At 71.8% G+C, this 12,014-nt stretch carries 10 protein-coding genes; 2 read left to right on the forward strand and 8 right to left on the reverse strand.

Going from position 1 to position 12,014, the window contains the following annotated elements; all coding sequences use genetic code 11:
- Positions 1 to 124: 124 nt before the first annotated feature.
- The 3 genes from AB0G16_RS33165 to AB0G16_RS33175 form a co-directional block, all read right to left on the reverse strand.
- A complete protein-coding gene (locus tag AB0G16_RS33165) occupies positions 125 to 1,351 on the reverse strand; it encodes a class I SAM-dependent methyltransferase (RefSeq protein ID WP_362814045.1) in 1,227 nt (408 codons plus the stop codon).
- A gap of 151 nt (positions 1,352 to 1,502) precedes the next feature.
- Entirely contained in the window at positions 1,503 to 2,486 is a 984-nt protein-coding gene (locus AB0G16_RS33170) for a Gfo/Idh/MocA family oxidoreductase (protein WP_362814047.1), read from the reverse strand.
- Positions 2,483 to 3,904, reverse strand: coding sequence for an NDP-hexose 2,3-dehydratase family protein (locus AB0G16_RS33175; protein ID WP_362814049.1), 1,422 nt, complete (start codon positions 3,902 to 3,904; stop codon positions 2,483 to 2,485). Before AB0G16_RS33175 ends, AB0G16_RS33170 begins: the two co-directional genes overlap by 4 nt.
- Positions 3,905 to 4,188: 284 nt before the next feature.
- Between AB0G16_RS33175 and AB0G16_RS33180 the strand changes: the two genes are divergently transcribed.
- The gene (locus tag AB0G16_RS33180; protein WP_362814051.1) at positions 4,189 to 4,641 is read left to right on the forward strand and encodes an FdtA/QdtA family cupin domain-containing protein; all 453 of its coding nucleotides are present in this window, start codon (positions 4,189 to 4,191) and stop codon (positions 4,639 to 4,641) included.
- Positions 4,638 to 5,747 carry a DegT/DnrJ/EryC1/StrS family aminotransferase gene (locus tag AB0G16_RS33185; RefSeq protein WP_362814053.1) on the forward strand — a complete coding sequence of 370 codons (1,110 nt, stop codon included), beginning with the start codon at positions 4,638 to 4,640 and terminating at the stop codon, positions 5,745 to 5,747. Before AB0G16_RS33180 ends, AB0G16_RS33185 begins: the two co-directional genes overlap by 4 nt.
- A 129-nt stretch (positions 5,748 to 5,876) precedes the next feature.
- Here the strand turns inward: AB0G16_RS33185 and AB0G16_RS33190 are convergent, their stop codons facing one another.
- From AB0G16_RS33190 to AB0G16_RS33210, 5 genes are read right to left on the reverse strand one after another with little or no spacing between them, the layout of a single operon-like run.
- Positions 5,877 to 6,929, reverse strand: coding sequence for an NAD-dependent epimerase/dehydratase family protein (locus tag AB0G16_RS33190; RefSeq protein WP_362814055.1), 1,053 nt, complete (start codon positions 6,927 to 6,929; stop codon positions 5,877 to 5,879).
- A gap of 5 nt (positions 6,930 to 6,934) precedes the next feature.
- Positions 6,935 to 8,284, reverse strand: coding sequence for a nucleotide sugar dehydrogenase (locus tag AB0G16_RS33195; RefSeq protein WP_362814057.1), 1,350 nt, complete (start codon positions 8,282 to 8,284; stop codon positions 6,935 to 6,937).
- Positions 8,285 to 8,306: 22 nt separating this feature from the next.
- Positions 8,307 to 9,461, reverse strand: a complete 1,155-nt coding sequence (locus AB0G16_RS33200) for an ABC transporter permease (RefSeq protein WP_362814059.1) — start codon at positions 9,459 to 9,461, stop codon at positions 8,307 to 8,309.
- A complete protein-coding gene (locus tag AB0G16_RS33205) occupies positions 9,458 to 10,627 on the reverse strand; it encodes an ABC transporter permease (protein ID WP_362814061.1) in 1,170 nt (389 codons plus the stop codon). Before AB0G16_RS33205 ends, AB0G16_RS33200 begins: the two co-directional genes overlap by 4 nt.
- 47 nt (positions 10,628 to 10,674) lie before the next feature.
- Positions 10,675 to 11,616, reverse strand: coding sequence for an ABC transporter ATP-binding protein (locus tag AB0G16_RS33210; RefSeq protein ID WP_362814063.1), 942 nt, complete (start codon positions 11,614 to 11,616; stop codon positions 10,675 to 10,677).
- Positions 11,617 to 12,014 lie beyond the last annotated feature (398 nt).

The following is a 12,014-nucleotide window of genomic DNA, read 5'->3' on the forward strand; positions in this document are numbered from 1 at the left end:
CTCACCGCCCAACACCGCGGCACCACACACTGAACGACACCACCGGTCCCGGCCGGACCCGGCGGACGGGGGGGTTCCCGGTGGGCCGGGTGTGGGGCCGGCCGGCCCCACACGGATCACGGCGTCAGACGACGTGCACCTCGGGCACGTACAGGATCCACCGGCCGCCCGCCTCGCGGAAGGCGCGCTCCTTGGCCATGATCTCCTCGGCGTGGTTCCAGGCGAACAGCAGCGCGTAGTCGGGGTAGGGGTCGGCGAACGCGGCGGGCTCCCTGACCGGGATGTGCGAGCCCGGGGTGAGCCTGCCCTGCTTGGCGACGGTGGTGTCGCAGATGAACGGGACCAGGTCCGGGCCGATGCCGCAGTAGTTGGTCACGGTGGCGCTCTTCGCGGTCGCGCCGTAGCCCACGACCCGCTTGCCGTCCTGGCGCAGGTCGCGCAGCAGGGCGGTGAGGTCGTCGCGGATCCGCTCGACGTTGCGGGCGAAGCCCTGGAGCGTGGGCATGGCCGCGAGGTTGCGCTTGTCCTCGTCCTCCAGCAGCTCGGCCACGGCCGGGGCGGGGGTCCTGGCACCGGCGTGGGCCAGCGTGTAGCGGACCTCCCCGCCGTGCACCGGGAGCCTCTCGACGTCGACGAGCTCCAGGTCGAAGCGGGCGGCCATGGCCTGCACCGAGCGGACGGTGAAGAAGTAGAAGTGCTCGTCGTAGATCTGGTCGAAGGAGGTGCGCTCGACGATCTCGGAGAAGTACGGGTCCTCGAAGACGAAGACCCCCGTGGGGGCCAGCAGCGCGGCCACCCCGCGCAGGATGGACTCCATGTACGGGATGTGGCACAGGGTGTTGGCGGCGTAGATGACGTCCGCCCGCCCGTCGGTGGCGAGGATGTCCCTGGCGGTCTCCTCCTCGAAGAAGGAGGTGCGGACCCGGATGCCCTTGGCGTGGGCCATCGCGGCCACCCCGCCGGACGGCTCCACGCCCAGGTGCCGGACCCCGGCCTCGGCGATCGCCTTCAGCATCACCCCGTCGTTGCAGCCGAGCTCGACCACGAACGGGTCGGTGCCGGTCAGCTCGGTGGCGAGCAGGCGCCGCGCGAGCTTCTCGAAGTGCTCGCGCATGACCGCCGAGCCCGACGACACGTACGGGTAGTCCTCGTGGAACATGCGGTCGCGGGGGATCTCCTCCATGAGCTGCACCATCGTGCAGGACTCGCATATCCCGACGGCGAGCCGCACGAAGAATTCGTCCGCGAAATCCTCGGGACGGACGAACGCGTCGGAGAGCGGCTGGCGTCCGAAGTCGAAGAATTCGGCAAGGGGACCGGCGCAGACACGGCAGCGCGACTGGGAAGACATACTCGGTTCCTCGATTCGATGTGCAGGACAGGGGTGAATCAACTGAAAATCGTAGGGAGATTCGCTTCGGGCATACCGGGGAAAGAGGGCCGGGAGCGTTTGTCCGGGACGGCCCGGTGTTCCCGGCGACCGCTTTCCCGGCATTTCACGGTCATATCGTCATCCGCCGGGCCTGCCGGCGGATCTCGTCGACGAGCCCGGCCTGCGCCAGGGCCTGGCCGGTGTGCTCCGCCTGGCTCGCGCCCTGCCGGACCGAGCGGGCGAAGGACTCCAGGATGTTGACGAACTGCCGGTCGGCCGGGAGCGTCCGCTCCTCGACGTGGTCCTGCCTCTCCAGGCGCACGACCGGGCGCATCGAGTCGGGCGAGGTGTAGGCGCGGTCCAGGAAGAGCGACCCGAGCGACCCCCACAGCGAGTACGAGCTGCGGTAGGAGTGCTCGAACCCGAACCTGATCTGCGCGCTGACCCCCCGGGGCGAGCACAGCAGCGCGCCGCCGTCGACGTCCACCCCGGTGGCGGGGTCGTGGCGCAGGAACGCGCCGCAGACCTCCAGGTCGCCGCCGAGGAAGAGCTGGGCGGCGCGGATCGGGTAGACGCCGACCTCGAACAGGGCGCCGCCACCGAGCTGCGGCCGGTAGCGGAAGTCGCCGGGGTCGCGCGGCGGGATGCCGAAGTCGCCGGAGAAGGAGCGCAGCTCGCCGATGGCCCCCTCGCCGAGCAGCCGCCGCACCTCCTCGTGCTGGGAGTGGTGGGGGAAGACGAGGTTCTCCACCAGCAGCAGCCCGCTGCGCTCGGCCAGGGTCAGCAGCCCCTCGGCCTCCTCGCGGCTGGTGGCCAGCGGTTTCTCGGCCAGCACGTGCTTGCCGGCCCGCAGCGCGCGGCCGACCCACTCGGCGCGCAGCCCGGTGGGCAGCGGGATGTACACCGCCTCCACGTCCGCGCGCTCCAGGAGCGCCGCGTAACCGGTGACCGCCTCGCAGTCGAAGCGCCGCGCGAAGGTCTCGGCCTTGGCCGTCTCGCGGCTGGCGACCGCCACCGGCAGCACGGCCGGGCTGGCGGTCATCGCGGGCAGCATGCGCCGCCAGGCGATGTCCGCGCACGAGAGCACGCCCATCCGCACCGGGGAGTCCGTCACCGCTCCCCTCCCCACAGGCCCTGCAGGCAGGCGACCAGGGTGCGGGCCTGGACGTTGACGTAGTAGCTGTGCCGCAGCAGCCCCGACAGCTGCCCCAGGGTGACCCAGGCGTAGTCCTCGGGCACCTCGACGGGGAAGTCGTCCTCCGCCTCGATCACCAGGTACCTGATGACCGCGCCCATGAAGCGCCCTCCCTCCTCCGACAGCAGTGCCTCGAAGCGGATCCGGGACGGGTCGGCGCCCAGCACGTACTCCATGAAGCGCGGGCGCCGCTCGGCGGGCACCCCCTCGTAGCTCTCGGGCGCGCACTGCAGGGTCGCGGCCAGCTCGACCATGTCGGGCAGGCCGCCCTCCATCCGGGCGTGGACCAGCACGTGCAGCACGCCGTGGATGCGCTTGACGACGAAGGCCACCACCCCCTGGCCCACCGGCACGAACAGGGGCTGGCTCCACGAGCCGACCTCCCGGCCGGCGCCGCTCACCGCGACCGCGGCGACCGTGAAGTACTTTCCCTCCTCGTGGGCGATCTCGTCGCGGGAGCGTTTCCAGCGGGTGATCTGCTCCAGGTCGACGCACCAGCGGTCGACCAGCTTGGTGCTCCTGGCCGCGGTGAACCAGCTCAGCAGGCCGGTGGTGGTGTGCAGGGCGGCCCCGCCGCTGACGACCGAGCGGCGCAGCGCCCCCACGAAGTCGTCGCCGTCGCCGCCGCCGTCGTCGTCGCCGGCCGGGGGCGTGCCGTCGCCGTGGCCGAGCAGGGTCGCGCCGTCGAACGGGACGCACGCCAGCACGGTGCGGGAGTCCATGTTGACGAGGTTGTCGACGCGCAGGAGCTCCTGGAGCTGGCCGACGGTGAGCCAGCAGAAGCCGTCGCGGACCTCGACGTCCTCGTCCGCGGTCACCTCCACGACCATGTTGCGGTTGCGCTTGCACCAGAACCAGGACCCGTGCTCGGACTGGAGCACGTCCACGAGCACGCCACCGGGCCGGGGCCGGGTGAAGTACTCCAGGTAGGGCACGCCCGCGCCGCGGTGGACGCCGACGTAGTTGCTGTGCGTGGCCTGCACCGTGGGCGAGAGCTGCACGGAGTTGATGTTGCCCGGCTCCATCTTCGCCTGCATGAGGAAGTGGACGACGCCGTCGATCTCCTTGGCGAGGATGCCGAGGATGCCGATCTCGGACTGGTTGATGATCGGCTGGGACCAGCCCGCCGCCGGGTCCGAGCGGGTGCTGACCCGCAGCCCCTCCACGGAGAAGAACCGCCCGCTGCGGTGGACCAGGTTGCCGCTGCCCGGGGCGAAGCTCCAGCCGTCCAGGTCCGCGAAGGGGATCCGGGTGACCTCGGCGCGCTCGGCGCGATGGCGTTCGGCGAACCACTCCATGAAATCGGCGAGGGGAAGGACGGCGCTGTCCCTGGCCATGGCCGATTTCGTCAGGCGGGCTCTGAATTCATTATTCTCCCGACGCAGAGAATGTGATATCTGGGGGAGGCTGGTCATGTTCCGACCCTCCGGTCTATGGATCGCACGGCCTTCGCCGGAGAGTAATTACATACACCTCGTTAGTCCATTGTCCTTGTTCTTCCCGGGCGGTTCCAGAGCACCCGGAATCGCTTGACCGCCGGGTTCTCGGAAAATAGCGTTTGTCCCGCTGGCGAGACGGAACGGGGCGGAGCGCCCCCCGTCCGAGGGAGGGTGGCAGCTCGATGGGTTCTTCTGTGAACGGCGGCGGGGACGTCATGGTCGGCAGGGTCGAGCCGTGCCGCATCGTCGAGCTCCCCGAGATCGTCGACCCCCGGGGCAGCCTGTGCGTGGTCGAGTCCGGCAAGGAGATCGACTTCGACGTGAAGCGGGCCTACTACATGTTCGGCATGCCGCCGGAGACCCGGCGGGGCGGGCACGGCCACCGCCGTCTGCGGCAGCTGATCATAGCGGTGCACGGCAGCTTCAAGGTCGACGTGGACGACGGTTTCAACAGGCGCACGTTCGTGCTCGACCACCCCCGGCTCGGGCTCTACATGACCCCGATGGTCTGGCGCGACATGGTCGACTTCGCGCCGGGGACGGTCGGCCTGTGGCTGGTGTCCGAACCCTACGACGAGACCGACTACTACCGCGACTACGACGAGTTCCTGCGGGACGCGCGGAGCATGGCGTGAGGGTCCCCTTCCTCGACCTGCGGGCCCCCTACGAGGAGCTGCGACCCGAGGTGGACGCGGCCGTCCAGCGGGTGCTGAGCTCGGGCTGGTACCTGATGGGCCCCGAGCTGGAGGCGTTCGAGGCGGAGTTCGCGGCCTGGTGCGGCGCCGCGCACTGCGTGGCGGTGGGCAGCGGCTGCGACGCGCTGGAGCTGTCCCTGCGCGCGATGGGCGTGGGACCCGGCGACGAGGTGATCGTCCCCTCGCACACGTTCTTCGCGAGCTGGGCGGCGGTCTCCAGGGCCGGGGCGCGGCCGGTGCCGGTGGAGCCGGACGAGCGCACCCACACCATCGACCCGGCGAGGATCGAGGCGGCCGTCACGTCCCGCACCAAGGTGATCATGCCGGTGCACCTGTACGGCCACCCCGCCGACCTGCGGGCCGTCGAGGACGTCGCGGCCCGGCACGGCCTGCGCGTCCTCCAGGACGCCGCCCAGGCGCACGGCGCCACCGAGCACGGCCGGCGGGTGGGGTCGGGCTCACCGGGCTCGACGGCCGCGTTCAGCTTCTACCCCGGCAAGAACCTCGGCGCCCTCGGCGACGGCGGAGCCGTCGTGACGCAGGACGCGGAACTGGCCGAGCGGCTGCGGCTGCTGCGCAACGTCGGCTCCCGCGAGAAGTACGTGCACGAGGTCGTGGCGGCCAACTCCCGGCTGGACGAGATCCAGGCCGCCGTGCTGCGGGTCAAGCTGACGCGGCTGGAGGAGTGGAACGAGCGCCGCCGGGCCGTGGCCGCGCGCTACCTGGACGAGCTCAAGGGCGTGGGCGACCTGGTGCTGCCCGCGCCGGCCGCGTGGGCCGAGCCGGTCTGGCACCTGTTCGTGGTGCGCACCGCGCGCCGGCGGGAGCTGCAGGAGCGGCTGGCCGCCGCCGGGATCGGCACGCTCGTCCACTACCCGGTCGCGGTGCACCGCTCCCCGGCCTACGCCGGCGAGGGGTACGCGCCCGGATCGCTGCCGCTGGCCGAGCGGCTGGCCGACGAGGTGCTGAGCCTGCCGATGGGACCCCACCTCGACGCCGGCGCGGTGGACGCGGTCGTCGCCGCGACGCGCGAGGCGTGCGCCTGACCCCCTGAGCTCCCGCTCCGGCCCGTCCGGCCGTTCCGGCGGCGCTCCGGCCGGCTCGAACGGGCGGGGACCGGCGTGAACACCCGGGGGCCGGCCGGGCACGGGCCCGGCCGGCCCCCGGTCCCGCCGTCAGGCCGAGCCGCTGTCGGGCTGCTCCAGCCACCGGGGGTTGGCCCGCGCCCACTCGATCGTCCTGGTCAGGCCGTCCCGCAGGTCGGTGGTGGCGCGCCAGCCGAGCACGGCGAGCGCCTTGGAGGTGTCGGGCACGCGGCGCGACAGGTCCTGGTAGGCGGAACCGAAGCCCTCGCGCGGGTCGACCGGGATCGGCTTCTCCCCGCCCGCCAGCTCCACCACGAGCTCGATGAGCTCGCGGACGGTCGTCTCGACGGAGCTGCCGATGTTGAAGCACTCCCCCAGCGCCGCCTCGGCCGTGCCCGCCTCGATCGTGGCGGCGATCGCGTCGTCGACGAAGGTGAAGCAGCGCGTCTGGCCGCCGTCGTCGTACAGGACCGGCGGCAGGCCGCGCAGGGCGCGGTGGACGCTGCGGCTGACCACGAAGCCCGGCCGCTGGCGGGGGCCGTAGGCGTTGAAGTAGCGCACGATGGTGGCGGCGAGGCCGCGCTGGCGCATGTAGGCGAACGTCAGGTGCTCGGCCAGCGCCTTGCTGGAGGAGTAGCTCCACCGGTCGGTGGCGGTGCTGCCGACGACGCGGTCGTCGTCCTCGGCCCACGGGACGGCCGGGTTCTTGCCGAACACCTCGCTGGTGCTGGCCAGCACCAGCCGGGCGCCGGCCCGCTCGGTGAGCTCCAGCACGTTCCTCGTGCCCATGAGGTTGATGTCGATGACGTCCAGGGGCCGGTCGATGTACCGGTCGACGCCGACGACGGCGGCCAGGTGGTAGACGGTGTCCACCTCGCCGGTGATCACACCGGCGAGCGCCTCGGGGTCCCTGATGTCTCCGCCGACGTACCGCGGGCGGGGGCCGCCGTCCGGGCCGCCGTCCGGGCCGCCGTCCGGGGCACCGTCCGGGCCGCCGTCCGGGGCACCGTCCGGGCCGCCGTCCGGGCCGGGCGGGGGCGGCCCGCCGTCGAAGACCGTGACCTCGTCCCCGCGCCGGACGAGGGCCTCGGTGAGGTGGCTGCCGAGGAAGCCGAGACCTCCCGTGACGACGACGTTCGCCATCTCCCCTACCTCCCGATCCCGCGGTAGGCGTACCCGGAGGCGCGCAACAGGTCGATGGTCTCGCGCGGGTAGTAGGCGCGGCCGTCGATCACCGCGCACTCCGGGGCGACCAGCTCGCGGAGCGCCGCGAAGTCGATGTCGTGGAACTCCCGGTGCCAGGCGAGGACGGCCAGGCAGTCGGCGCCGCGCACCGCCTCCTCCAGCGAGGCCGCCTGCGGCAGCCCGAAGAGCTTCTCGGCCTCGTCGGCGTCGACCAGCGGGTCGTACAGGGTGACCTCCACGCCGGCCTTGAGCAGTTCCTCCACGACCGGCCTGACCGGCGTCTCGCGCAGGTCGCCGGTGTTGTTCTTGAAGGCCAGTCCCAGGACCGTCACCTTGGCGCCCGCCGGCGACCGGCCCAGCCGGGCCAGTTCCTCCACGACGAGGTCGCGGGTGTAGTGCGGCATGGAGTCGTTGACCTCGCGGGCCGCCGGGATGGTCAGCAGGTCGATGCCGCGCTCCTGGGCGGAGCGCCAGACCATCCAGGGGTCCTTGGTCAGGCAGGAGCCGCCCACGCCCACGCTCGGCATCAGGATGTTGACGTTGCCGTTGCCCTTGGGGATGGAGTTGGCGGCGGAGATGATGTCGAGGACGTCGACGTCCAGTGCCGCGCACACCCGGGCCAGCTCGTTGGCCAGGGCGATGTTGTGGTCGATCCACCAGTTGTCGGCGAGCTTGACCATCTCGGCCGCCTCCAGGGAGGCCACCGGGATCACCTCGACGCCGATCGTGCGGCGCCAGAACTCCACCGCCGCGGCCGAGGAGTCGGCGCACCAGCCGCCGACGACGATGGGGAAGCTGCGCAGCTCGCGCAGGGCGGTGCCCTCGGAGAGGCGCTCGGGGCAGAAGGCGAGCCCGAAGTCCTCGCCGCAGACCAGGCCGCCGCGCTCCAGCAGCGGCAGCGCCAGGGAGCGGGTCACCCCCGGCGGGACCGTGCTCTTGAAGACCAGGAGCTGGCCGGGCCTGATGTGCCGGCCGAGCTCCTCGCAGGCGCCGCGGAGCTGGTTCTCCCGCATGACGCCGCGCTCGCCGGTGGGCGTGCCGACCGCGACGATCACCACGTCCGCCTCGGAGACGCCCTCGTAGCTCGTGGTGACGCGCAGCCGGCCGCCCGCGTGGCGGGCCACGAGCTCGGGCAGCCCGGCCTCGCTGAAGCGGCAGTGCCCGGCGTTCAGCTCCTCGACGAGTACGGGGTCGGTGTCCACCCCGATCACGTTCACGCCACGGTCGGCCAGGACCGCGGCCACGCACGACCCGACGTATCCCAGGCCGAGGACCGCGGCCGTTGTGTTCTCCCGCTCTGGCAGGAAACGCATGTCATCTCCAAAGGGTCTTGCGTTACCGGGTGAGGACACGACGCAGGCGCCAGACGCCGAGGGCGAACAGGACGGCGGCGTAGCAGCTCAGGATGCCGAACTGGGGCAGGATGTCGACGATGGTGCCGCCGTTCCTGACCAGCTCGGCGAAGGCCTCGTAGGCCCAGGCGTGCGGTGTCACGTGGGCGACGGCCCGCATGGTGGGGCTGAAGGACTCCAGGGCGACCATGGAGCCGCCCAGGGCGGCGAGCCCCAGCCCGAGGACCATGGCGACGGAGATCGCCGCCCCGGGGGTCTTGAACGCCGACCCCAGCAGCATCGCGGCCCCGCTCCCGACCAGGGAGAAGACCAGGACGAGGACGCTCGCCGCGAACAGGTTCCCCCAGTCGACCCCGAAGATCACGGCCGAACCGATCATGATCAGCAGCGCCTGGGCGAGCGCGATGACCAGGCGGCCGAGGGCCTCCCCGGCGACGATGGTGCGCGCCGTGACCGGGCTCGCGTACATGCGGCGGGCCACCCCGAGCAGGCGGGTCTCGACGAGCCCGATCGCGGCGGTCAGCGAGGTCAGGAAGGTGAACATCAGCATCAGGGGCGGGGCCGAGGCGCCGAAGGGGTTGAACCCCTCGGGGAACAGGCTCCGGCCCGTGGTGGTGACGCGCACCTCGACGGTCCCGACGTCCGCCCGGGCGGCCTCGGCCAGGTTCTCCTCGAAGGTTCCGCTCCCCTCCTGCTGCCCGAAGCGGGCGGCGCGCAGCAGCGCGGCCTGCTGGGGGACGACGGAGCGGATCCAGGTGCCGATCTCGGCCGCGCCGGGGTCCTCCTGGCGGGTCAGGTAGCGCAGCTCGACCTGGCCCCCGTCGCGCACCCTGCCGTCGTAGTCGGCCGGGACGATCACACCGGTGCGCAGCCTGCCGCGCTCCACCGCGGTCCGCAGCGCGGACTCGTCGGCGACCCGCTCGACCACGATGCGCTTGCCCGAGCCGAGGGCCTGGACCAGCTGCTCCGACAGCGGGCCGGAGCCGCTCACCACGCCCAGCGTCAGCTGCTGGCTGCCGCCGAACATCTGACCGAGCACGAAGACCATCAGGAACGGCGCGACGATCAGGAAGAAGATGTTGGTGCGCTCGCTGAAGACCCGGCGGAGGTTGACCATTGCTATGGCGAGGGCCTTCACGCGTGCACCATCCTTCCGATGCGGAACAGGGCCAGGGCGCCTCCAAGGACGGCGAAGCCGAGCAGGGCCGCGACCGGGAGGGCCACGGCCTGCAACGATCCCCCGCCGGCCAGGTCGCCGAGCCCCTGCATGAACCATTTGTGGGGGGTCAGGTAGCCGAGCGCGGTGAACCCGCCGAGCTGCGCGCTGGGGAAGAACACCCCGCCGAAGATGCCCAGCACCATCGCCACCACCGACTGCCAGTTCGACGCCTGCTCGGCGGTACGGGCGAAGGTGGCCAGCGCGGTCATCAGCCCGGTGGCGGCGAGCACTCCCGAGACGACCAGCGCGGCCACGCCGAGCGGGTCGCCCCAGCGGGCGCCGATCACGAGCGTGGTGACCACGACGAGGATCGCCATGCTCACGATGCCGACCAGGACGCCGCTGAGCAGCTTGCCCATCACGATCGTGGGCCGGGAGACCGGCGCGGCCAGCATCCGCGTCAGGGTGCCGGCCCTGCGCTCGTCGAAGATGCTGCTGATGCTGAAGACCACGGCGAAGAACAGGAAGAACATGGCCATGCCGGCCGAGTAGTAGGTGGTGGGGTCGAGCTGCCGCCGCAGCGCGGAGGCGTCCTCGCGCAGCGAGACCGGCATGGGCAGCGCGCTCGCCCGCTCGGCCAGCGCGGCGGCCCGCTCGTCGCCGGGCGCCGTCCCCGGCGGGGTGGCCACGGTGACGGCCAGCCGGACCGAGTGCAGCCCGGCGGCGTAGGACTGCGCGACCTCCCGGGCGACCTGGACCGCGACCGGGGAGCCCATGCTGCCGATGATCTCCAGTGTGGCGGGCCGTCCGGCGCTCGCGTCGGCGGAGAAGTTCGCGGGGACGACGAAGGTCGCCTCGACCTCGCCCCGCTGCGTCAGCGCGCGGGCCTCGTCGACGCCGGCCACCGGCCGCAGGGTCACGACGCCCGACTCGCGCATGGGTTCCAGGACCTGGCGGACGAAGCCGGCGTTCCCGGCCCCGGTGTCGGCGTCGACCACGGCGTACCGGGCCTTGAAGTCCTGGTTCGCGCCGCCCAGGACGGTGTTGAGGATGAAGGCCATGCCGAGCGGCAGCACGATCGCGAAGACGATCAGTGTGCTGTCCTTCGCCCGCTGTCGCAGGTCCTTCACGAGTATGGTGATCATTCCGCGCACCGTGGGCCTCCGTTCCCCTCAGTTCCCGTCGGTCCCTGTCAGTCCCGAAGCGCCTTGCCGGTGAGGTGCAGGAAGACGGCCTCGAGGTCGGGTTCGCGAACCTCCGCCGAGCGGACCGTCGCGCCCGTGCCCGCCACGATCTCGAACAGTCGCGGCAGCAGCGCCCTGGCCCCCTCCACGAGGAGGTCGATCCGGGAGCCCTCGCCGGACACCTGGCGCACCTGCGGGACGTCGGCGAGCGTGCGCCGTACGCGCTCCAGGTCGCCGTCCACCTGCAGCGCCACCTGGTCGCTCTCGCCCACCAGGTCCACCAGCTCGCGGCGGGTGCCCTCGGCCTTCATCTGGCCCAGGTCGACGATGCCGACCCTGTCACAGAGGCGCTCGGCCTCCTCCATGTAGTGCGTGGTGTAGAGCACGGCCACCCCGCCGGCGGCCAGGCGCTGCACGCTCTCCAGGATGGAGTTGCGGCTCTGCGGGTCGACCCCGGCGGTCGGCTCGTCCAGGATCAGCAGGCGCGGCCGGTTCAGCAGCCCGATGCCGATGTTCAGGCGGCGGGCCATGCCTCCGGAGTAGCCCGAGACCGCCTCGTCGGCGCGGTCGGCCAGCCCGATCGTCTCCAGCACCTCGCCCACCTTGCTCTTGCCCTGGCGTCCCCGCAGGCCGTGCAGCTGCGCGAAGAACCACAGGTTCTGACGTGCCGTGAGGTCCTGGTAGAGCGCGAGTTCCTGGGGTACGTAGCCGATCAGCGCCTTGGTCTTCATGTTCCGCGCGTCGTGCGGCTGCCCGTCGATGACGACGGTTCCCTCGTCACGCTCGACGACGCCGACAATCATGGAAATGGTCGTGCTCTTTCCGGCGCCATTCGGCCCGATCAGTCCGTACACTTCGCCCTCGGCGATGGAAAAACCGATGCCGTCGACCGCGACTATCTGGCCATAACGTTTACGGAGTCCTTCGCACACCAGAATGCTGTCGCTCATACGGCCTGATTCAACACGTCCCGTTCTCGCCGCACAAGATATCGGAGAGGGACCGCGGAAGGCTTTGCACCCGGTCCGCGAATGTTTCGCGGCGTTCACCGCCGCGGGGGGCGACCGCCTCGCGGAAAGGGCACGCGCGCCGGTCCGGGCGGGACGGCCCCGGACGCGGTCCCGGGCGGTGCGGCCCGGTCGCCCGGCGGGCGGGAGGGTCGTGCCCGCGGGGGACGGCGCGAGGCCGTCCCCCGCGGGCACGGAGGCATCAGCAGGTGCTGTTGCTCAGCGAGCTGTGGGGCAGCTCGGCGTACTCGGGCGCAGCGTCGATCTCCTGCAGCTCGAGAATGTTGGACAGATCCATATGACACCTCCTTCGAGGGGTTCGGAAGTTCAGACCGGCCGTG

Source organism: Streptosporangium sp. NPDC023615 (assembly GCF_040640155.1).
GTDB lineage: Bacteria > Actinomycetota > Actinomycetes > Streptosporangiales > Streptosporangiaceae > Streptosporangium.

What these genes read in the sequence shown, in the direction of transcription:
- AB0G16_RS33210 (WP_362814063.1), bottom strand. Translation starts at nt 11,616, where the DNA reads ATGAGCGACAGCATTCTGGTGTGCGAAGGACTCCGTAAACGTTATGGC.
- AB0G16_RS33175 (WP_362814049.1), bottom strand. Translation starts at nt 3,904, where the DNA reads ATGGCCAGGGACAGCGCCGTCCTTCCCCTCGCCGATTTCATGGAGTGG.
- AB0G16_RS33205 (WP_362814061.1), bottom strand. Translation starts at nt 10,627, where the DNA reads ATGATCACCATACTCGTGAAGGACCTGCGACAGCGGGCGAAGGACAGC.
- AB0G16_RS33165 (WP_362814045.1), bottom strand. Translation starts at nt 1,351, where the DNA reads ATGTCTTCCCAGTCGCGCTGCCGTGTCTGCGCCGGTCCCCTTGCCGAA.
- AB0G16_RS33195 (WP_362814057.1), bottom strand. Translation starts at nt 8,284, where the DNA reads ATGCGTTTCCTGCCAGAGCGGGAGAACACAACGGCCGCGGTCCTCGGC.
- AB0G16_RS33180 (WP_362814051.1), top strand. Translation starts at nt 4,189, where the DNA reads ATGGGTTCTTCTGTGAACGGCGGCGGGGACGTCATGGTCGGCAGGGTC.
- AB0G16_RS33190 (WP_362814055.1), bottom strand. Translation starts at nt 6,929, where the DNA reads ATGGCGAACGTCGTCGTCACGGGAGGTCTCGGCTTCCTCGGCAGCCAC.